Below are 19,848 nucleotides of genomic sequence, written 5' to 3' on the forward strand. Positions count from 1 at the left end.
GCGGACAGCTTCAGGCAAGCTTGATTTGGCAAAGATAAGGGAAAGCTGTGGGAGTGCCGGTGCAAATGATCAATACGATGACAAGCTACAAATTGATCTCTTCGGATCTGACGCGCTCTTTGACCCGCGTGGCCAAGGAACCTGCGGTTCAACGCGATACGGATTACTATCTGAAGAATATCGGCAACGTGAAAACCATCGACGATTTCATGAAAGATGATCGTCTCTATAAATATGCCATGAAAGCCATGGGCCTTGAGGACATGACCTTCGCCAAGGCTTTTATCCGCAAAGTGCTCACGGAAGGCACCGGCAAGGACAGCTTCGCCAGCAAGCTGACCGACAAGCGTTACCTTGAATTTGCGACAACGTTCGATTTTGCCAAGCTCGGCGACAAGGCGACCAGCGATCCGGCTGTGCTGAAGCCCGTGACCGACAAGTATGCGCGGCAAACACTGGAAAAAGAGGCCGGACAGGACAATGAAGGCGTACGGCTTGCGCTCTACTTCGCACGCAAGGCTCCGACAATCACCAATGCCTATGAAATCCTTGGCGACAAGGCGCTGCTGAAGGTTTTCCAGACGACCTTCTCCATCCCGACACAGACATCCAACATGGATATCGACCGTCAGGCCAAGATGGTCGAGGACAAGATTGACCTTGCGTCCCTGAAGGACCCTGCCAAGCTGGAAAAACTCATTACCCGCTTCACCGCCATGTACGAAATGAACAATCCGTCGACGGCCTCCACCGCTCCTTCGCTGCTTATCGGGGGAAGTATGACCATTGGCATTTCACAAAGTATCCTGGCCACCTTGCAGTCGTTCAAGCTTGGGGGCCGCTGATGGAAAATTCGATCTATGTCGGGTTGTCGTCGCAGATATCGCTGGAGCGCCGTCTGGATGCGCTCGCGCATAATGTAGCGAACATGTCGACGCCGGGCTTTCGCGCCACGGGTATGAAATTTGAAACCATGGTGTCGAAGGCCGCGGAGGATTCCAGCTTCGTTTCCGCCGGACAGAGTTACATCAAGACAGAGGCAGGCCCGATCACGCAGACCGGGAATCCCCTTGATATGGCCGCAAAGGGCGATGTGTGGTTTTCCATGCAGACACCGGCCGGACAGGTTTTCACCCGCGACGGGCGTATGCAGATGTCGACGACGGGCGAACTTCTTTCCATCAAGGGATATCCCATTCTTGATGCCGGCGGCCAGCCGCTGGTGATCGATCCGAATGGCGGTCCGCCGGAGATTTCCGCGGACGGCGCGGTCTATCAGAACAAACGCCAGTTGGGTTCAATCGGGCTGTTCACGATCAACCCCAATGCCAAGCTGACCTATTTCGACAATTCAGCCATCATTCCAAGTGTCGCGGCGCAGCCCGTTATCGATAACCCCCACGCTGGTGTCCTTCAGGGCGCGATCGAAGGCTCGAACGTCGATGCGATCGGTGAGATGACCCGGCTAATGAGTGTCACCCGGGCGTTTGAACGCGTGGATGCCTTGTTGCGCGGCAATGAAGGGACATTTTCCGAAGCCATCAAGACGCTCGGATCAAAAACCTGATGCGCCATCTTTCTGACCTGGCCGGATAAGCATGCAGGATCTGGAAGCAGCCCTGCCGTCAATGAGCAGCGGGACGGGAAGTCTCGAGGCGCTGGCGCGGCTTGTCTCGCAGGTCATGACAGCTCCAGCCCCTGTGGCCATCGGTGGTTATGTGACAGAAGTATCGCGCTCGGCAATCGGTGTGCGTGGTATTTCGGAGCGGGCTCAGCTTGGGGATATGGTGACCATCCGCAGTGATAATCAGTTACATCCCGCCGAAGTGGTGCGGATCGGGCAATCGCAGGTGCTGGTCAAGCCGTTTGATGACCGGATCATGCCCTCGCTCGGAACACCGGTTTTTCCCGAAGGACCGTTCCGCATTGCACCCGCGCCCGATTGGAAGGGAAGGGTGATCAATGCCCTTGGCCTTCCGCTCGACGATAAGGGGTTGCTGACGGCTGGCAACGATCCAAAGCCAGTCGATTGTGCGGCACCGCTCGCAATGAACCGCAGCCGTGTCGAAACTGGTCTGCGCACGGGCGTGAACGTGGTCGATGTCTTCGCACCCATGTGCTTCGGCCAGCGCATGGGCGTTTTCGCCGGATCCGGTGTCGGCAAGTCCACACTGCTTGCGATGATGACCAAGGCAACGGATTTTGACACGGTTATTCTGGCCTTGACGGGTGAACGCGGCCGCGAAGTGCGTGACATGCTGGAAGACACCATGGCTGGCAAGCTTGGCAAGACTGTTACCGTTGTATCGACGGGGGACGAAAGCCCGATGATGCGGCGGCTCGCGCCGAACACCGCGACAGCGATTGCCGAGTATTTCCGTGATCGCGGCGACAATGTTCTTCTCATCGTCGATTCCATCACACGCTTTGCCCATGCGGCGCGCGAAATCGCGATTGCCGCAGGCGAGCCGCCTGTGTCCAGAGGCTATCCGCCGAGTGTTTTCAGCCAGTTGCCGCGCCTGCTTGAACGGGCCGGGCCCGGATCGGGGAATGGCGGGACAATCACTGGCATCTATGCGGTTCTGGTTGATGGCGATGATCACAATGACCCGGTATCCGACGCAATCCGCGGCACACTGGACGGACATATCGTGCTCGACCGCAGCATCGCCGCGCAAGGCCGTTTCCCAGCCATGGATATTCTCGGGTCTATTTCGCGACTGGCGCAGCACAACTGGTCGGCCGATCAGGCAAAACTCGTCACCAGCCTGCGCGGTCTGATTGCCCGTTTCGAAGAGACCCGCGATCTGCGGATGATCGGGGCCTATCAGGCGGGGAGTGATCCCCTGCTCGACCAGGCCGTCCATCTGGTACCACGCATTTATGACGCTATGCAGCAAACACCGGCCACGCCGCTTTCAATGGATCCCTATAGCGATCTTGCAGCGGCACTCCGGCCAAAGGAGGGGGCATGACAAAACAGAAATCTGCTGACGTACCGGCCGCAGGCGACGCGGCAACGGAAACACCGCCACGCCAGCGCGACAAGCGTTTCGACGGCTATATCAAGGGCGCGGGCTTTTTCCTTGCCATCATCTGCGCCATCCTGCCCTTTGTCATGTATTACGACATTCTGGAAGCACGGCCCAAACCGGAAATGGCGAGTAAAGCCGTTCGTGATCCGCTCGACCGGTCAAACCAGAAGGTTGTACGCAAGAACAATGGCAGCGAGACTCCCCAGTCAAAGACGAGGGATGGCGCGCTTGATCCGATGACGACGGCCACCACATCGGCTTTGACCGGCGACCGGCTTGCGGGGATCAATGCCGCCAGCAAACAGCCTTTCCCGGAGAAACCCGTTTTTCTTGTGCGCGAAGTGGTTGGTGGTCTGGTGATGATCGAAGACAACAGCGGCTACTGGTTCGTCGAAAAGGGATCACCTTTGCCCGATGGAAGCACCCTTGTAGCGATTGAACGCGGCACGTCGGCCGGGGCATGGCAGATCAAGACATCCGACGGGGAAGTGATCAGCCGCACGAATTGAGCAAATGACTCATCGCACGGTCAGAAGTTCCGAAACTGGCGGCGCCGCAAGTCTCACGCAAGATTGACCGCATAGACTGGCACCAGTTGATTGGTTGGGCGCGAGGCAGGTACATGCAGGGGATTCATCTATTCGAATTGGCATCACGTCAGGCCGAGTGGCTATCCGTCAGGCAGGCCGCGGTCTCCGGCAATGTCGCCAACGCCAATACGCCCGGCTTCAAAGCCCGGGACGTCGAGCCTTTCAAGGATGTGCTGGAGCAGACGCAGCTGACTATGGCCGCAACAAATCCGAAACATCTCGAAATCAATGCGTCCGGTATCGCTGCCACCGCTCTGCGCACGGATAAAGGGACCGAACAGAACCATTCGAAGAATACGGTCAGTCTCGAAGGCGAAATGGTCAAATCGGGCGAAATCAACCGGGAATTTGCCCTCAATACCAGCATTGTGAAAGCGTTTCACCGCATGATGCTGTCGGCAGTGAAGGGTTGAACCAGATGTCCGATCCGCTACAGGCGGCACTCAAGGTTGCTGCATCAGGTCTCTCCGCCCAGTCGACACGCCTGCGTATCGTTTCCGAGAATCTGGCGAACGCGCAGTCGACGGGCAAGACGGCCGGCAGTGATCCGTTTCGCCGCAAGACCGTTTCCTTTGCCACCGAGCTTGATCGCAGCACCGGGGTAGAGACCGTGCGCATCGCCGAGGTTGGCCACGACGTCTCCGCTTTTATGGAAGAATACGATCCAAGCCATCCGGCGGCCGATGCCAAGGGCATGGTCAAATATCCCAACGTGAACATGGTCGTGGAAATGGCTGACATGCGCGAAGCCAACCGATCCTATGAAGCCAATCTCCAGGTGGTCAAGCAAGCCCGCGAGCTGATTGCCATGACCGTCGATCTCTTAAGGAACTCCTGATGATAGACCAGCTTCTCAGTGTTTCCACCCGCAACGCTCTTTCAAAGTTGTCGGAAACGGTAAACCAGACCTCCCTGCCGGGCACATCTTCTCCTGCGGCTGCGGCTGGGCAGCCTTCCTTCGATAATATCCTGTCGCAATTGACGGGATCGGTCACCGGCAAACTTGAAAATGCCGAAGCGGTTTCGCTCAAAAGCATGACAGGTGATGTACCGACGCGAGACGTGGTCAATGCCGTCATGGATGCGGAAAAATCGCTCCAGACGGCCATCGCCATCCGCGACAAGATCGTCCAGGCCTATCTCGAAATCAGCCGTATGCCGATTTAAGGAATCAGAATGAAAGCGCTCACCATTGCTGCAACCGGCATGAATGCCCAGCAGCTCAATCTGGAAGTGATTGCCAACAACATCGCCAATATCAACACGACCGGATTCAAGCGTGCCAAGGCTGAGTTCTCGGACTTGCTGTATCAGACCGAACGCAGCGCCGGCGTGCCGAATATGGCGAACCAGAGCATCATTCCCGAAGGCGCCATGGTTGGGCTCGGTGTACAGACATCCGCCGTGCGTAACCTGCACATTCAGGGCGGTCTCAACCAGACCGGCAACCCGTTTGACGTGGCCCTGACCGGTCGTGGCTGGTTTCAGATTCAGAACACTGCCGGTGAAACGCTCTATACGCGCGCCGGTGCATTCAACACCAATGCGACCGGGCAACTGGTGACGCTGGATGGCAATCAGGTCGAGCCGAACATCGTGGTGCCGACCGATGCCATCGAGGTCAAAATCACCGAATCGGGACAGGTCTTCGCCAAGCTCTCCGACCAGACGCCCCTCGTCAATCTCGGTCAGCTGACCATTGCCAATTTTGCCAACGAGGCCGGTCTCGAGCCGCTCGGGGGCAATCTTTACAAGCAGACCGATGCATCGGGTGATCCTGTCGTCGGCGTGCCGGGCGATCCGGGCTTCGCTACTTTGAAACAGGCTTATCTGGAAAATTCGAACGTCGATCCGGTCAAGGAAATCACGGATCTGATCACGGCCCAGCGTGCCTACGAGATGAACTCGAAAGTTATTCAAGCCGCTGACGAAATGGCATCTGTCGTATCGAAGAACCTGCGCTGAGGACAATCATGACGGCGGCAAAGATCATCTGGAACTGGACCATCCGCGTGCTGGCACTTGGCTTGTGCGCGCTGGTCTTTTCCGTTGCCGCCCGCGCCGAACGGATCGCCTTTCTGGTGCCCTCGCAGATCATCTATCCCGGCCAGACCATCGGCAATGCAGGCCTGACGGAAAAGTACTTTACCATCCGGGCGAGCGCGGCTGCCCAGTATGTGCTGTCTCCCGACCAGCTCGTCGGCAAGGTATCGCGCCGGACATTGCTGCCGGGACAACCCATCCTGCTCACGGCCGTCAACGAGCCTGACATGGTCCAGCGCGGCGTCCCTGCCGTACTGATCTTTGATACAGGTTCGCTGGTTATCACCGCGCGCGGTACACCGCTTGAAGCAGGGCGCGTCGGCGATTTCATCAAGGTTCGCAATCTCGACAGCGGCATCACCGTGTCAGGTACCATTCTTGCCGATGGCCGCATTCAGGTGGGCATGCAATGATGCGGCGTTTCGCAATAGTCTTGCTTGCCCTGCTTGCCACGTCCGCGGTGCATGCGGGCGAATCCGCTCCCAATGAGAAGGGTTACAAGACCCCCGGTCAGGCGCAGGCCGCCTGGCAGAAGGAAGTTGACGACGGACGCTGGGGTGGCCCGGCATCCCCGCTTGGTCAGGGCGGTGCTCTTGCCCGGCTCAAGGATATAGCCACCATTCAGGGCGTGCGTGAAAACCAGCTTGTCGGTTATGGCCTCGTCATCGGCTTGAACGGTACGGGCGACAGCTTGCGCAATGCCCCTTTCACCGAACAGTCCATGCGCGCCATGCTTGACAATCTCGGTATCAGCCCACCCGCTGGTACGTCGCGTGCCAAGAACATTGCAGCGGTCATTGTCACCGCCAATCTGCCGCCCTTTGCCGGGCGCGGATCACGGATCGATGTGACGGTTTCCTCGCTTGGCGACGCAACCTCGCTTTCAGGCGGCACACTTGTGATGACCCCCTTGGCCGGTGCGGATGGGCAGGTCTATGCGGCGGCGCAGGGTAATATGATTGTTTCCGGCTTCACCGCGTCGGGTGAAGCAGCAACGGTGACGCAGGGCGTACCCACCAGCGGGCGTATTCCCAACGGCGCGCTGGTCGAAAAGGAAGTCGCAGGCAATTTTGGTCAGGAAGGTGAACTCGTTGTCGAGTTGCGTCAGCCGGATTTCACGACCGTTGTGCGCATTACCGATACCATCAACGCTTTTGCCAAGCGCCGCTACAATCAGCCCGTGGCGAAAGAACGTGACGCGAAATCGATCCGCCTGCGCAAACCGAAGAACATGACGGCAGCGCGTTTTCTCGCCGAAATCGAAGGTCTTCCGGTGCCGACGGACGAGGTAGCGCGCGTGGTCGTCGACGAGCGCACCGGTACCGTCGTCATTGGCGAGAAAGTGCGGATATCGCGCGTTGCCATCAGCCATGGCAGCCTGTCTGTCCGGGTCACCGAGACACCAACGGTTGTCCAGCCGGAACCCTTCAGCGACGGCGTGACGGCGGTCGAACCCAATACCGATATCCAGGTACAGCAGACGTCGAAGATCGGCATGCTGGGCGGGACGGATCTCGAAAGCCTCGTCAAGGGTCTCAACCAGATCGGTGTGAAACCCCAGGGCATCATCGCCATCCTCCAGGGCATCAAGACTGCGGGCGCATTGCACGCAGAGTTGGTGGTCCAATGAGAACAGGGATGACGATACGTCAAAGGTTCGCTGCAGCTCTGGTCTGCGCACTGGCTATATCCGCGGTGCCCTCCTTCGGCTGGGCGCAGGATGTTGCGCCCAAGGATGAGACCGGGCAGGAAATTGATCGCTATTGCACCAATATCACCGACAAGGCCGCTGATGCGCGCTACGCCATGCAGACCCGTGAACTGGAGCAGTTGCGGGTGGACATTGACAGCCGCATTCAGGAGCTGGAAGCCAAGCGCAAGGAATATGAGGTCTGGTTGAAACGTCGCGATGAGTTCATCGACAAGGCGGAAGACTCCCTGGTCGGCATCATCTCCAAGATGCGTCCGGACGCTGCGGCGGCACAAATGGCGCTGATGGGCGATGAACCAGCCGCAGCGCTCCTGCTAAAGCTCAATCCCCGTATCTCAAGCGTTATCCTGAATGAAATGCCGGCGGAAAAATCCTCCCGGCTCGCCCGTGTGATCGTTGGATCGCGTGTGGTCACCACGAAAGAAAGAACCGCGCAATGAAAAAAGCGGCATCCCTGCTTGCCATCGCCAGTGCTGTCACTCTGGCTGGATGTGCCGACAATTTTCGTGATCTCAACCGTGCGCCGCAGATGTCGCCGGTGGGTGCAGGCGTCGGTCAGACGTTCAGCGTGTCTGATCCATCCTATTATCCGACGCAGCCGCAGCCCAAGCGCTACTCGCTGTGGCAGGACCGTGCAGCCGGCTTTTTCCGGGACCCGCGTGCGACCAATCCGGGTGATGTGCTCACCGTGAGTATCGCCATCAACGAAGAAGCGAAGTTTGACAACAAGAACAGCCGTTCCCGTGTCGCCTCTTCGGTCTATGGCGGCAAGGCGGATATCAGTGGCAGCGGTATCTCGGGAGGTGATCTCGGCGGCAATCTGGACCTCAATTCCGACAGCCGCACCAAGGGTGAAGGCAAGATCGAACGCTCCGAAAAGATTGTGCTGAAGGTCGCGGCCATCGTCACGAACATTCTGCCGAACGGCAATCTGGTTATCCGGGGTTCGCAGGAAGTCCGCGTCAATTATGAACTGCGTGTTCTCAACGTTGCGGGTGTCGTGCGTCCGCGCGACATTTCCGGCGACAATATCATTTCCTACGAAAAGATTGCCGAGGCACGCATTTCCTATGGCGGCCGCGGCCGCCAGAGCGAAACGCAGCAGCCGGCCTGGGGCCAGCAGGTCCTCGATACCGTGGCACCGATCTGAACGATATGAGCACGCTCGCCGAAGACACGACACCCTCGCCGAAAGCACCGTCCAGTGTGGCGCTGATCGCTGCGGTCGTGGTGCTTACGCTGGTCGCGGCGGCGGGCGGCTGGTTTCTTGGCAGCCAGCTTGGGCTGAGTGTTCCCGCCGGGCAGGGCACTGCATCCGCTGACAAGTCCCGTCCGGCCTCGGCGGACATGCCGTCCGGCAACGTTGTCGCCCTGAAGCCTATCCTGACGAATGTGAAAATTCCGCAGGATGTCTGGATCAGACTTGAAGCCGGTGTCGTGGCCAAACCCGGTGAGAAGATATCCGACGAACTTGCGGCAACGATAGCCGGTGACTTCATGGCGTTCCTGCGAACCGTGAACCTCATGCAATTGCGTGGTGCGGCCGGACTTGAATATCTGCGCATGGATCTGCAGGAGCGGGCGCGCATGCGTTCCGAAGGCAAGATCGAGAAAGTGTACATCTGGGCATTGGTGATGGAATGAAACGGCGTCTTCTGACACCCCTGCTGCTGCTCGTGCTGGGCGGCACTGCCATGGCCCAGACCCCATCGATTCTCGATGGCTTGATCCCGCAGGGCAGTGCGTCCACCAGCGGCCAGATCATCCAGATGCTGGCGGTGCTGACGGTGCTTTCCATCGCGCCCGGCATCCTGATCATGGCCACAAGTTTCACCCGCTTTGCCATCGCCTTTTCCATGCTGCGGGCCGGTCTGGGACTGCAGACAACGCCGGCCAATCTTGTCATGATCAGTCTTGCCCTGTTCATGACCTTTTATGTCATGGCGCCGGTGTTTGACCGGGCTTGGCAAAATGGCGTTCAGCCGCTCGTGAACAACCAGATCACACAGGATGTCGCGATCCGTGAGATCACCACGCCGTTCCGGGAATTCATGCTGCGGCAGGTGCGGGACAAGGATCTGCGGCTGTTCGAGGATCTGGCGGATGAGTCGTTCCGTACCAAGGCCAACGAGGCCGTCGACATGCGTATTCTCGTGCCGGCTTTCATGATCTCCGAATTGCGCCGCGGCTTCGAAATCGGTTTTTTGATTGTTCTGCCATTTCTGGTGATCGACCTGATCGTCGCGACACTCACCATGTCCATGGGCATGATGATGTTGCCGCCGACCGTGCTGTCCCTGCCGTTCAAGATTCTGTTCTTTGTGCTCATCGATGGCTGGAATATTCTGGTTGGCAGCCTGATACGTTCGTTTTCGTAACCATGAGGAAAAAATTAATCTTGAACCTTATTGAAACTGTAACATTTAAGTCGTAGTCATAACGCTCATAACAGGTGACCGCTTCGGTTACAGGCATCATGCCGCACTGTTAGGTCGGTTTTAATCCGACATGTCCCCATCACATGTATCTTTTATAGGGGCTTTTCCTATGGCCAGCATTCTTACAAACGCGTCAGCAATGACCGCGCTTCAGACACTTTCCGTTACCAACCAGAATCTCGCAACCACTCAGAACCGTATTGCTACGGGCCTGAAGATTTCCGAAGCTTCTGACAACGCTGCTTATTGGTCGATCGCAACGACCATGCGTTCGGACAATGGTGCAAACTCCGTTATCCAGGACGCTCTTGGTCTTGGCAGCGCAAAAATCGATACGGCTTATTCGGCGATGAACAAAGCGATTGATTCTGTAAACACAATCAAGAACCTCGTTCTGGCCTCGAAGAACGCCAGCCCCGAAGATCGTGCCAAGAACCAGTTGCTGATCAATTCGGCTATTGGCGCCCTGAAGGAAAATGCAGGCGCTTCCTATGCCGGTTCCAACCTGCTCACCACAGATCAGGCCCTGGACGGCGCTCCTGCAACGGCAAACTTCAGCACGATTGCTTCTTATGCCCGTGATTCGACAGGCAAAGTAACCACTGGTTCGATTGACGTTGCCTTGGCAAATACCCGTCTCGTCGACACTGGCGGCACTGCAACGACCAAGACAGGCATTCTCGACAAGCAGTTTGCTGTCACCAACGCCGCTGCAACACCTGTCACGACCCAGACATCGATTCTGACGATCAACGTTTCGGGCGCCGATATCGACAACAAGGCACTTGATGACATCCTGACCGGTGTTGAAGCTGCTGCAAAGGGCCTCGCTTCCGGCGCTTCACAGCTCGGTGCTGCCAAGACCCGTATCGACAGCCAGAAGTCCTTCATCAGCGCCCTGTCGGACGCTGTTGATCGTGGTATCGGCACGCTGGTCGATGCTGACATGAACAAGGAATCGGCTCGTCTGTCGGCTCTGCAGGTTCAGCAGCAGCTCGGCGTTCAGGCGCTGTCGATCGCCAATGCAAGCAACCAGAGCATCCAGCAGCTGTTCCGCAGCTAAGGATGACGATCCCTCGGGATCGGTTCTGACCTGGGCCACGCCTCGTGCGTGGCCTTTTTCTTTGGTGCGAACTTCGCGCAAGCTTCGATCTCTATGGTGACACGACGCAAGCGTGGTGGGCATTAATGGAAAAGAATATCAGACAGTCTCTTGAGCAGTTTCTGGGCGCCATGAAAAAACTTGGTGCCAGGCGTCTCATCGGGCTCGCCATCGTTGGCGTTACGCTGTTCAGCGCCATTCTTGTCTCCAGCATTTACCTCAATCGTCCGCAATATGAGACGCTCTATGTCGGCCTCAGCCGTGATGATGTGAACCGTATGGGCATGGCGCTCGGCGAAGCGGGCATCCCTTTTGACGTCAAGTCCGATGGAACCTCGGTTCTCGTGCCGTTCGGCAAGGCGGATCAGGCCCGCATGTATCTGGCGGAAAAAGGCCTGCCCACCAGTAACAATGCCGGATATGAACTCTTCGACAATATGGGTTCGCTCGGCCTCACGTCGTTCATGCAGGAAATCACCCGGGTTCGCGCGCTGGAAGGCGAGATCTCCCGGACCATCCAGGCCATCCGCGGCATCAAGGCCGCTCGTGTGCACATCGTTCTGCCTGAAAAGGGCAGCTTCCGCCGTGGTGATCAGGCACCGTCCGCCTCGGTCGTGATCCGCACCGAGGGCGGCTTCTCGTTTGAGTCCGCGCAATCGATCCGCCAGCTTGTGGCGGCCGCTGTGCCGCAACTCACCCCATCGGAAGTCACCGTACTTGACACCAACGGGCGCCTGCTTGCATCCAAGGATGACGGGTCCAGCGCGGGTGCCGTGATGTCCGCTACGCTGGAACAGAACGTTTCGGCGTCGGTCGATGACAATATCCGCAAGGCGCTGGCGCCCTATCTCGGCATTGGTCATTTCCAGACCAGCGTTCAGGTTGCCCTCGATACCGACAAGCGCCAGACAAACGAAACGGTGTTCGATCCGGAATCGCGGGTAGAGCGTTCCGTGCGTGTGGTCCGCGAAAGCGGCGATTCAAAGAATTCGAAGAGCGATAATGCGACCGGCGTCGAGCAGAACATCCCGCAGGAAGAAATCCAGAGCAAGAACGGCGACAGCTCCACTGAGAAGACCGACAAGCGTGAGGAACTGACCAACTACGAAGTCAATTCCAAGACGATCTCCACGGTCAGTGACAGCTATCAGATCAAGCGTCTGTCGATTGCCGTGGTCATTGATCAGGCACGGTTGCTGGCAACCGCCGGTGTGACGCCTGCACCAGACAAATTTGTCGAACAGCAGATCGCCAAGATCACAGAACTGGTTGCGACCGCTGCTGGCCTTGACCAGAAACGCGGCGACGTCATCACCGTGACGGCACTGAACTTCATGGAAGCAACCGACGAACAACTGCAACCGGCCGCAACGCCGCTCTCGGAGACAATTTCCCGGCAGGCGGGCAGCTTCGTCAATGCCGCCGCATTGATAGTCGCCGTCGGTCTTATCCTGTGGTTCGGTGTGCGGCCGCTGATGCGTGAAATGGGTAAATCGCAGGATGCGCTGCAGCTTGCCGCAGGCACGGATGTAGCGGTGCCCGATTTCACGGTAGCGGCACGGCCCCAACCGGCGCTGGCGGCCAATTCCGAGCAGAGCCTGCCCTATGACGACCTGAGCGAGCTCCGGCGCCGCATGCGGGTCCCGGCGCAGAACCGGCTGGAACAGATGATCGAGATGGATGAAGAGCGTGTCGCGGCGATCCTGAAACAATGGGTTCACGAGGCAGCTTGATATGGCGCGATCCATTGCCAGCGTGCTCACGGATTTCACGCCGAAACATGTACCGGATGACCGCATAACGGTCTTTGCGGCCGCAACGCGCGAGCGCGCCGATCCGGGCGATAGTGATACGGCGCCGGAAGATGTTGTCGAACTCATCGATATCGAGCTGAAGATCAAGGAAACCTTCGAGCTCGGTCGTGCTGAAGGCCAGTCCGAAGCAGCGGTTCTTTTCGAGGCGGAGAGGCTGCGGCTGGAGCGTGAATTTCAGGAGCAGCTGGCAGGTGCCGAAGCGGATTTCATGCAACGCATCGGAACGCGCATGTTCGAACAGCTGGGAGAGGGATTGTCCGTCGTATCGGCACAACTCTCCAGCAGTCTTGCAACTGTCCTTGCTCCTCTGGTTGAAAAGAATTTGCGTGATCGCGCGGTCACGGGCTTTGCCACGGAAGTGGACCGGCTGACGAAGGGGCTTGAAGCGGTGCTGCTTGACATCTCCGGCCCGGCACATCTGCTCGATGCTCTGCGTAGACAGCCGGATATTGATCTCATGCGTTTCACGTTCACGCAATCGGACCAGTCGGAACTGTCGATGAGGCTCGATGACGTGGTTGTCGAGACGCGGCTTGGTCATCTGATTGATGCGGTGAAGGATACAACCCGATGAATATCGATCCTGAAACCCGCCGCGAAATCGTTATCGTCCGGCGCGGCCGCAACGATGGCGAGGACAGCCACCATGGCGGCGTCTGGAAGATCGCCTATGCGGATTTCATGACCGCGATGATGGCTTTCTTTCTGGTCATGTGGCTGATCAATGCGGCAAACGAGGAAACCAAGGCAGCAGTGGCGAGCTATTTCAACCCTGTCAAGCTGATGGACAGGCAAGCGCGGCCCAAGGGTATAGAGGCGACGGACAACCAGGAAGGCAAGGTTCGCTTCGAGCGGCCCAATTCCACCGATGCGGAAACCAAGAGTGCCCGTAACGAAAAGGATCAGCAGTCCAAACCGGAGACGGAAGAGCGGCAGATTTTCAAGGATCCCTATGCGGTCCTTGCGGAAATCGCCACCGATTCCGGTGTGTTGCAGAACCGGTCGGCCAAGGGTGACGGCGGTTCCAGCAATGCAGGTCCATCAACAGGGGCCGAAGGCGGCGACGCCTATCGCGATCCGTTCAATCCAAACTATTGGTCCACGCATGTGGAGGATGATCTCTTTCCGCTGACGGACAGTCCGGCAGTTCCGCCGCCTTCGCAGGAACAGCTGGAAAAGCGAGTGGCCGGTATCGATGGCAAGGACGGGGCTCAGGCAGGATCAGCCGAGACAAAGGGTGCGGATTCGGCAAATGCCAAACAGCCCACTGAAACTGGCGTAACTGTTGATCCGGCAAAGGGTGACAAGCAACCCGATGCCGCGCAGGTTGCGTCCGCGCGCGAACTCGCCGCAGAGATTTCCAAGAAAACCGGTGCGGCGACCGATGAGAAGGCCCCCGATATCACGGTGGTTCCAACCGAAGACGGTGTCATGATCCAGCTGACCGACAAGGTGGATTACGGCATGTTCGCCATCGGATCGGCCAAGCCCGACAAGCGCGTCGTGCAGGTGCTCGACCAGATCGGCAAGATCATCGCGGGGCGCAAGGGTGAAGTCATCATCAGCGGCCATACGGATGCGCGCCCCTTCAAAAGTGATACCTATGATAATTGGCGCCTGTCATCGGCACGCGCGCATATGGCCTATTACATGCTGACAAGGGGCGGGCTTGATGCCAAGCGTATCCTGCGTGTCGAAGGCTATGCGGATCGTGATCCCAAAGTGCCGTCAGACCCCTATGCCGCCCAGAACCGGCGTATCGACATCTTCCTGAAAACGGCCAGCAGATGATGTGGGGCTCCCGTTTGCGATGGCTTCTGATCGGTTTTGTGGGCTTGCCGCTTGGTATTGCCCGTGCCGATATGCCATCGCCGGAGCCTTATCTTCTGGTGCGGTCCATGCGCATGCTGCAGGATCAGGTGGCCTCCGGCAAACCTGAAGCTCTGCCGATGCTCAACCGGGTACTTGGCCATATTGCCGGGCAGCTCGAGACCACCAAACCGGAGGTCTGGCAGAAGCCAGCCAACGCCTATGCCATTTTGATTTACCTTCTCAACGGCGGCAATCCCCAGGTCGTCCGCACTATCCTGATGACCACGAAGCTTGAGTCCATCAGCCCGAAACTCGTTGCCGGCTCGCTGGCCTATGCGGATGGCAATCCGCTCGGCATTGTCGACAACTTCAGCGGCGAGCTGCCGCCGGATGTTCCAAGCGAGCTCGTTGCGTCCATATCTTTGGTGACGGCGGCCCAGTTGGCCGCCATCGATGCGCCGACAGCCCTGAAGCGTCTGGATTACATCCGGTTGACTGCACCGGGCACCTTGCTTGAGGAAGCGGCGCTGCGGCGCGGCCTGATGATGGCGGCCAATCTCGGTGACAAGGACAAGGTCAGGCTGCTCGCACGCAATTATCTGCAGCGCTTTGCCCTGTCGCCCTATTCGGAAGATTTTTTCCGGCAGCTTGTCGATGCGATCATGGTGCTCAAGAACAAGATCAGCGATGACGAGATCGAGGAGATGGCGTCTCTGGCCTGGACCGGTGCCCGTTTGCCCTTTTATCTGCGCATAGCGCGTGGCGCGATCGTTGTCGGCGATATGCAGCGCGCCCGGTTCATGTCGGGGAAAGCCGAAGCTTTGGCGCAGTCGCTGAAAGCCGATGATACGCAGGCGAGGCTTTATTTCGGCATCAGCAATGTCGGCACGGACAAGACCACGGACGCGATGAAAATGCTGTCGGAATTGCAGAAGGACCGCTTGCATGATCGTGACGTCAAACTGTTGGAAGCAGCAACGGCCATGGGGGGCAGCATCCTCCAACAGCCTTCTGTCGAGCCGATGGATACGCCGCAGAAAAGCGTTGTGAAAACCGGTTCTGCAACCGCCGGTGCGAAAGTGAAGATCGATACGCCGAAACCTGAGCCAACGGTTGATCCGATGATTGATGAGACACGCAAGAAACTCGACGCTATTGATGCGCTCCTGGGGAAGGCCAAGAAATGACCATCGGACCTGATATGCCTGCCAGATCCCTCAAGGACGCAATTGTCGCCGATAGCGGCAAGGGCCATCGTCTTCCCGTCAAGCAAGCCGCCAAGGGCAAGGAAGACGTTCCCGATTTCCAGTCCATGCTGGATGTGAAGCCGCTGCGTCTGCCTGTCGAGGCCAGTGATATGATCGCTGGGGAAGATGTTCCGGAAATCAGGGATGATCCGGAATCGGAAAAGGATAAGGACACGGCAAACGCAGGACCATCCGTGCAGGCCATGTTCGGCCAGTCCATTCTCGCCTTGGAACAGCTTCTGGAAAGACAGAGGCAGACCGGTGGGGGCGAGCAGCCACAGCAGGGTAAGCCCGTACGGGCACAGAGTTTTGATGCGAAGATCTCTGACGACAAGGCAGCCGGAGTGATCGAAAACGCTGATGAGCAACCGATCACAGCCTTGCCGATGATTGATAAGAATGCCAAAGCTGCTGCCTCCGGAAATCCGGATACCAAGGTCGTTGCAGACACCGAGACCAAGCCTCAGCCGGCGAAGCCGGACGCGCCGCAGCCTCAACCTGTCGAGATTCAATCGGCCGATACGATTGCACCCAAGGCGCGCGCCAGTGCAAGGCAAGCCCCGGAACAGGCTATCACACCGGCGGCGAGCAATCCTGTGCCTGTGATGTCCGCCGCGCCATCCGCTGACGCGCGCATCACCATTGACACGCTTGCCGAAGCGGCACCGGCGCCGCAGAGCCATTCTCCGATCACCGACGTCCAGATCATATCGGACCACAGCACGACTGCCGCCCGGACTTTGGTGATCCAGCTGCAGCCCATCGAGCTCGGTACGGTTACCGCCCGGCTGAGGCTGACCGGAGAGGGCATGCACATTCAGCTTGTGGCCGAAAGCAAGGCGGCGGCGGAACATCTCGCACGGGACCATGAAGCGCTGGGCAAGGCCCTGCAGCGGGCAGGGGTGGCTGACGATAGCTCGTCTGTCACCATCTCGGTTGTGGATCGCACAGCCACCGTCGCCAATACCCAGTCAGGCCAGCAGGCTTCGACGGGCCAGGATCAGCAGCCCGGCAGCAGGCCGGGCGGTCAAGCCAATTCCGGTTCACAGGGAGCGCAGGGCGATCGCTCTTCCAGCCAGCAGCATTTTGGAGACACCAAGGCCGATGAGCGTGACGACAGGACTGCCAGAGCCGTTTCGGATCGCAATCCTTCTCGCGGCTTGGTTGTGTAGCAGTCCGTTCATTGCACAAGCTGTTCGCGCGGATAATCTCTGTGAGCGCGAGATGCACCGGGCGTCGAGCAAATACGACATTCCGATCGGCATCCTCTATGCCGTCGGATTGACCGAAACGGGGCATAAGGAATCTTTGCAACCCTACGCCATGAACATCGAAGGCAAGGCGGTCTTCATGCCGTCAGCCGCGGCGGCTGTGGTGAAGTTCAACGAGGCGCATGAACAGGGTGCCAAGCTGATTGACCTCGGTTGCATGCAGATCAATCACTATTTTCATGCAAGTGCATTCCCGTCCGTGAGTGCCATGCTGGACCCTGCAACCAACGTGGATTATGCGGCGCGTTTTCTCAAACAGCTCCGGGCGCGCGAAGGCAACTGGACCATGGCGGTTGCGCGCTATCACGCGGGTCCCAACAATGACCCGGCGCAGAAGCAGTATGTTTGCCGGGTAATAGAAAATATGGTGGCTTCCGGCTTTGGAAACTGGACGCAGAAGGCGCGAATGTTCTGTGATAAGTGACCGTGTTAATCTTCGGTAATAAAACGTGAATTTGTTCGCTTGGTCATCTTTGGTTAAGATGTGCCGTATAAACATTTGAGCATGCGAGTCGTCTCTCGCTCCGTCTCTGTTTCCCCACGAAGATCCCCATTTCAGACTCCCAATAAATTGCGGTCAATTTGTTGGGGATTGTCGGCGAGTCACCGACCCCGCTACGTGTGTGTTGTGTGGGGTTTTTACTGATTCGGAAGGTGGGGTCGTGATTGTAGTCGTCGACGAAAGAAGTCTGGTGACGAGTGGGTATTCGGCGTGGTTCGCCCGTGAGGGCATTACAACAACAGGGTTCGCTCCCGACGATTTCGGAGACTGGGTTTCTACCGTCCAGCAGAGCGATATTATGGCGGTGGAAGCGTTTCTCATAGGGGAATGTGCCAACCGCAGCCAGTTTCCCCACAAGATTCGTGAACGCTGCTCGGCACCGGTCATCGCGGTCAATGAAACGCAATCGCTTGAACACACGCTTGAACTGTTCCAGGCGGGCGTTGACGATGTGGTCCGCAAGCCGATGCACGTCCGCGAAATTCTGGCGCGGATCAATGCGATCCGCCGCCGCTACGGCAACGGCAGTGGCGATACCGGCACGCAGGTTGGTCCGATCCGTGTCTTCTCCGATGGCCGCGATCCGCAGGTCAATGGCGCCGAGTTCTCGCTGCCGCGCCGCGAGCGCCGTATTCTGGAATACCTGATCGCCAACCGTGGGCGCCGCTTGAACAAGGCGCAGATCTTCAGCGCGATCTACGGCATTTTCGACAGCGAAGTCGAGGAAAGTGTTGTCGAGAGTCACATCAGCAAACTTCGCAAGAAGCTGCGGGAACAGCTCGGTCATGATCCGATCGATTCCAAGCGTTTCCTTGGCTACTGCATCAATCTCGATTGATCACCTCCTGCTGTTCCGCTGGCGGCGGGGCAGCCAGAACAAAGATATCTCAAGGCATTCAGGGCGTCAGGTTCACGCAAGCATCGCAGGGTTACGATCCTGAACGGAATCATGGCGCAAGGAGACGGAAATGAGCCTTTATGGAATGATGCGGACGGGTGTATCGGGCATGAATGCCCAGGCCAACCGCCTATCGACCGTGTCGGACAATATCGCGAATTCCAGCACCACCGGCTACAAGCGTGCCAGCACGCAGTTTTCCTCGCTGGTTCTGCCAAGCTCCGGTGGCGCCTATAATTCCGGCGGTGTGGAAACAGTTGTCCGCCATCACATTTCCGATGATGGCTCGCTCCGCTTCACTACGTCATCGACTGATCTTGCGCTCAAGGGCAATGGTTTTTTCGTGGTCAATGACAGCAGCGGCACACCATACCTGACACGCGCCGGTTCCTTCGTCCCGGATGCGCAGGGCAATCTGGTTAATGCGGCCGGCTATTACCTCATGGGCAATCCGATTGTGAATGGCCAGACCAATTCGGTCATCAATGGCTATCAGGGACTTGAGAAGATCAACGTCAAGCAGAATGACCTTGTCGCTGATCCGAGCCGCAAGGGCACGTTCACGGCCAACCTGCCAGCCGGCTCAGCCGTTATTGACGCCGCTGACCTGCCATCCAATGCGGCTGCCAATACGGCCGGAACGGCAAAATACACCGCCAAGACATCGCTGCAGAGCTTTGACAATCTCGGCAACCTGGTGGTCCTCGATGTTTACTTCACCAAGACGGGTGAAGATCCGGTCACCAAGAATGCCACGTGGGAAGCGACGGTTTACAACAAGGCTGACGCTGCAGCCAGCGGGGGCTTCCCCTATTCAAAAGCCGCTATGAAAACGGAAAGCTTCACCTTTGATGGCGTCACCGGCAAGATGACGTCTGGAGACAAGTCCCTCTCGGTGCAGATTCCCAATGGCCAGATGCTCGAGATCGACATGTCCGCCACCAAACAGCTGGCAGGCGACTACACGCCGATCGAGGCGAAGATTGACGGCAGCACGCCGAGCCCGATCGAGAATGTCGACATCGCTGCCGATGGTACTGTTGTTGCGCGCTACAAGAATGGCGCCCAGCGCGCGATCTACCAGATTGCGCTGGCTGATGTTCCCAGTCCCGATAATCTTCTTGTTCTGTCGGGCAACGTCTATGCGACCAGCGCCGAATCCGGTGATGTCCAGTTTGGCACACCCGGCAAGGGCAGCTTCGGAACCCTGACTTCAGGGGCTCTGGAAGAATCGAACGCGGACATCGCACAAGAACTGACTGAGATGATTGAAGCGCAGAGAAGCTACACGGCCAATTCCAAGGTCTTCCAGACCGGTGCGGATTTGATGGACGTGCTGGTCAATCTGAAGAGGTAGCATCCCAAATGTTGATTGGACCTAAGGC

Annotated in this window: 23 protein-coding genes; all 23 read left to right on the forward strand. The window is 57.9% G+C overall.

The window, feature by feature from the left end:
* The first annotated feature begins 65 nt into the window (after positions 1–65).
* The 23 genes from FHW16_RS17060 (at position 66) to FHW16_RS17170 (ending at position 19,820) form a co-directional block, all read left to right on the forward strand.
* Positions 66–845: a DUF1217 domain-containing protein gene (locus FHW16_RS17060; protein ID WP_182550430.1), complete on the forward strand. Its 780-nt coding sequence runs from the start codon at positions 66–68 to the stop codon at positions 843–845.
* Positions 842–1,567, forward strand: coding sequence for a flagellar basal-body rod protein FlgF (gene flgF, locus FHW16_RS17065; protein WP_182550555.1), 726 nt, complete (start codon positions 842–844; stop codon positions 1,565–1,567). The genes FHW16_RS17060 and flgF overlap by 4 nt, the downstream gene beginning before the upstream one ends.
* 31 nt (positions 1,568–1,598) lie before the next feature.
* On the forward strand, positions 1,599–2,975 hold the full coding sequence (fliI, locus tag FHW16_RS17070) for a flagellar protein export ATPase FliI (RefSeq protein ID WP_182550431.1): 1,377 nt from the start codon (positions 1,599–1,601) through the stop codon (positions 2,973–2,975).
* On the forward strand, positions 2,972–3,544 hold the full coding sequence (locus FHW16_RS17075; RefSeq protein WP_182550432.1) for a hypothetical protein: 573 nt from the start codon (positions 2,972–2,974) through the stop codon (positions 3,542–3,544). Before fliI ends, FHW16_RS17075 begins: the two co-directional genes overlap by 4 nt.
* A gap of 113 nt (positions 3,545–3,657) precedes the next feature.
* On the forward strand, positions 3,658–4,038 hold the full coding sequence (flgB, locus tag FHW16_RS17080) for a flagellar basal body rod protein FlgB (RefSeq protein WP_182550433.1): 381 nt from the start codon (positions 3,658–3,660) through the stop codon (positions 4,036–4,038).
* A gap of 5 nt (positions 4,039–4,043) precedes the next feature.
* A complete protein-coding gene (gene flgC, locus FHW16_RS17085; protein WP_182550434.1) occupies positions 4,044–4,463 on the forward strand; it encodes a flagellar basal body rod protein FlgC in 420 nt (139 codons plus the stop codon).
* Positions 4,463–4,792 (forward strand): flagellar hook-basal body complex protein FliE, encoded by a 330-nt coding sequence (locus FHW16_RS17090; protein WP_182550435.1) that lies wholly within the window; start codon positions 4,463–4,465, stop codon positions 4,790–4,792. The genes flgC and FHW16_RS17090 overlap by 1 nt, the downstream gene beginning before the upstream one ends.
* A 9-nt stretch (positions 4,793–4,801) precedes the next feature.
* Positions 4,802–5,590, forward strand: coding sequence for a flagellar basal-body rod protein FlgG (gene flgG, locus FHW16_RS17095; protein ID WP_182550436.1), 789 nt, complete (start codon positions 4,802–4,804; stop codon positions 5,588–5,590).
* Between the two features lie 8 nt (positions 5,591–5,598).
* On the forward strand, positions 5,599–6,081 hold the full coding sequence (gene flgA, locus FHW16_RS17100; RefSeq protein WP_182550437.1) for a flagellar basal body P-ring formation chaperone FlgA: 483 nt from the start codon (positions 5,599–5,601) through the stop codon (positions 6,079–6,081).
* On the forward strand, positions 6,078–7,298 hold the full coding sequence (locus tag FHW16_RS17105; RefSeq protein WP_432652043.1) for a flagellar basal body P-ring protein FlgI: 1,221 nt from the start codon (positions 6,078–6,080) through the stop codon (positions 7,296–7,298). The genes flgA and FHW16_RS17105 overlap by 4 nt, the downstream gene beginning before the upstream one ends.
* Positions 7,299–7,306: 8 nt before the next feature.
* Positions 7,307–7,819 carry a MotE family protein gene (locus FHW16_RS17110; RefSeq protein ID WP_182550438.1) on the forward strand — a complete coding sequence of 171 codons (513 nt, stop codon included), beginning with the start codon at positions 7,307–7,309 and terminating at the stop codon, positions 7,817–7,819.
* Positions 7,816–8,529: a flagellar basal body L-ring protein FlgH gene (gene flgH, locus FHW16_RS17115; protein WP_182550439.1), complete on the forward strand. Its 714-nt coding sequence runs from the start codon at positions 7,816–7,818 to the stop codon at positions 8,527–8,529. The genes FHW16_RS17110 and flgH overlap by 4 nt, the downstream gene beginning before the upstream one ends.
* Positions 8,530–8,534: 5 nt before the next feature.
* The gene (locus FHW16_RS17120; protein ID WP_182550440.1) at positions 8,535–9,023 is read left to right on the forward strand and encodes a flagellar basal body-associated FliL family protein; all 489 of its coding nucleotides are present in this window, start codon (positions 8,535–8,537) and stop codon (positions 9,021–9,023) included.
* Positions 9,020–9,757, forward strand: a complete 738-nt coding sequence (fliP, locus tag FHW16_RS17125; RefSeq protein ID WP_182550441.1) for a flagellar type III secretion system pore protein FliP — start codon at positions 9,020–9,022, stop codon at positions 9,755–9,757. Before FHW16_RS17120 ends, fliP begins: the two co-directional genes overlap by 4 nt.
* Before the next feature lie 169 nt (positions 9,758–9,926).
* Positions 9,927–10,880 carry a flagellin gene (locus tag FHW16_RS17130; protein ID WP_182550442.1) on the forward strand — a complete coding sequence of 318 codons (954 nt, stop codon included), beginning with the start codon at positions 9,927–9,929 and terminating at the stop codon, positions 10,878–10,880.
* A gap of 125 nt (positions 10,881–11,005) precedes the next feature.
* Entirely contained in the window at positions 11,006–12,652 is a 1,647-nt protein-coding gene (fliF, locus tag FHW16_RS17135; protein ID WP_182550443.1) for a flagellar basal-body MS-ring/collar protein FliF, read from the forward strand.
* Position 12,653: 1 nt separating this feature from the next.
* Positions 12,654–13,307: a hypothetical protein gene (locus tag FHW16_RS17140; protein ID WP_182550444.1), complete on the forward strand. Its 654-nt coding sequence runs from the start codon at positions 12,654–12,656 to the stop codon at positions 13,305–13,307.
* Complete coding sequence (locus FHW16_RS17145; protein ID WP_182550445.1) at positions 13,304–14,524, forward strand: MotB family protein; 1,221 nt, start codon at positions 13,304–13,306, stop codon at positions 14,522–14,524. The genes FHW16_RS17140 and FHW16_RS17145 overlap by 4 nt, the downstream gene beginning before the upstream one ends.
* 14 nt (positions 14,525–14,538) lie before the next feature.
* Positions 14,539–15,732 (forward strand): chemotaxis protein MotC, encoded by a 1,194-nt coding sequence (locus FHW16_RS17150; RefSeq protein ID WP_182550446.1) that lies wholly within the window; start codon positions 14,539–14,541, stop codon positions 15,730–15,732.
* Complete coding sequence (locus FHW16_RS17155; RefSeq protein ID WP_182550447.1) at positions 15,729–16,964, forward strand: flagellar hook-length control protein FliK; 1,236 nt, start codon at positions 15,729–15,731, stop codon at positions 16,962–16,964. The genes FHW16_RS17150 and FHW16_RS17155 overlap by 4 nt, the downstream gene beginning before the upstream one ends.
* On the forward strand, positions 16,897–17,487 hold the full coding sequence (locus FHW16_RS17160; RefSeq protein WP_182550448.1) for a transglycosylase SLT domain-containing protein: 591 nt from the start codon (positions 16,897–16,899) through the stop codon (positions 17,485–17,487). Before FHW16_RS17155 ends, FHW16_RS17160 begins: the two co-directional genes overlap by 68 nt.
* 238 nt (positions 17,488–17,725) lie before the next feature.
* Entirely contained in the window at positions 17,726–18,403 is a 678-nt protein-coding gene (gene ftcR, locus FHW16_RS17165) for a flagellar transcriptional regulator FtcR (RefSeq protein ID WP_182550449.1), read from the forward strand.
* Between the two features lie 130 nt (positions 18,404–18,533).
* A complete protein-coding gene (locus FHW16_RS17170; RefSeq protein WP_182550450.1) occupies positions 18,534–19,820 on the forward strand; it encodes a flagellar hook protein FlgE in 1,287 nt (428 codons plus the stop codon).
* Positions 19,821–19,848 lie beyond the last annotated feature (28 nt).

The organism is Phyllobacterium myrsinacearum, from assembly GCF_014138285.1.
Lineage (GTDB): Bacteria > Pseudomonadota > Alphaproteobacteria > Rhizobiales > Rhizobiaceae > Phyllobacterium > Phyllobacterium myrsinacearum_A.

Coding starts and splice junctions, on each gene's coding strand:
- FHW16_RS17060 (WP_182550430.1), top strand. CDS start 66: ATGATCAATACGATGACAAGCTACAAATTGATCTCTTCGGATCTGACG.
- fliI (WP_182550431.1), top strand. CDS start 1,599: ATGCAGGATCTGGAAGCAGCCCTGCCGTCAATGAGCAGCGGGACGGGA.
- FHW16_RS17075 (WP_182550432.1), top strand. CDS start 2,972: ATGACAAAACAGAAATCTGCTGACGTACCGGCCGCAGGCGACGCGGCA.
- flgB (WP_182550433.1), top strand. CDS start 3,658: ATGCAGGGGATTCATCTATTCGAATTGGCATCACGTCAGGCCGAGTGG.
- flgC (WP_182550434.1), top strand. CDS start 4,044: ATGTCCGATCCGCTACAGGCGGCACTCAAGGTTGCTGCATCAGGTCTC.
- FHW16_RS17090 (WP_182550435.1), top strand. CDS start 4,463: ATGATAGACCAGCTTCTCAGTGTTTCCACCCGCAACGCTCTTTCAAAG.
- flgG (WP_182550436.1), top strand. CDS start 4,802: ATGAAAGCGCTCACCATTGCTGCAACCGGCATGAATGCCCAGCAGCTC.
- flgA (WP_182550437.1), top strand. CDS start 5,599: ATGACGGCGGCAAAGATCATCTGGAACTGGACCATCCGCGTGCTGGCA.
- FHW16_RS17105 (WP_432652043.1), top strand. CDS start 6,078: ATGATGCGGCGTTTCGCAATAGTCTTGCTTGCCCTGCTTGCCACGTCC.
- FHW16_RS17110 (WP_182550438.1), top strand. CDS start 7,307: ATGACGATACGTCAAAGGTTCGCTGCAGCTCTGGTCTGCGCACTGGCT.
- flgH (WP_182550439.1), top strand. CDS start 7,816: ATGAAAAAAGCGGCATCCCTGCTTGCCATCGCCAGTGCTGTCACTCTG.
- FHW16_RS17120 (WP_182550440.1), top strand. CDS start 8,535: ATGAGCACGCTCGCCGAAGACACGACACCCTCGCCGAAAGCACCGTCC.
- fliP (WP_182550441.1), top strand. CDS start 9,020: ATGAAACGGCGTCTTCTGACACCCCTGCTGCTGCTCGTGCTGGGCGGC.
- FHW16_RS17130 (WP_182550442.1), top strand. CDS start 9,927: ATGGCCAGCATTCTTACAAACGCGTCAGCAATGACCGCGCTTCAGACA.
- fliF (WP_182550443.1), top strand. CDS start 11,006: ATGGAAAAGAATATCAGACAGTCTCTTGAGCAGTTTCTGGGCGCCATG.
- FHW16_RS17140 (WP_182550444.1), top strand. CDS start 12,654: ATGGCGCGATCCATTGCCAGCGTGCTCACGGATTTCACGCCGAAACAT.
- FHW16_RS17145 (WP_182550445.1), top strand. CDS start 13,304: ATGAATATCGATCCTGAAACCCGCCGCGAAATCGTTATCGTCCGGCGC.
- FHW16_RS17155 (WP_182550447.1), top strand. CDS start 15,729: ATGACCATCGGACCTGATATGCCTGCCAGATCCCTCAAGGACGCAATT.
- FHW16_RS17160 (WP_182550448.1), top strand. CDS start 16,897: ATGAGCGTGACGACAGGACTGCCAGAGCCGTTTCGGATCGCAATCCTT.
- FHW16_RS17170 (WP_182550450.1), top strand. CDS start 18,534: ATGAGCCTTTATGGAATGATGCGGACGGGTGTATCGGGCATGAATGCC.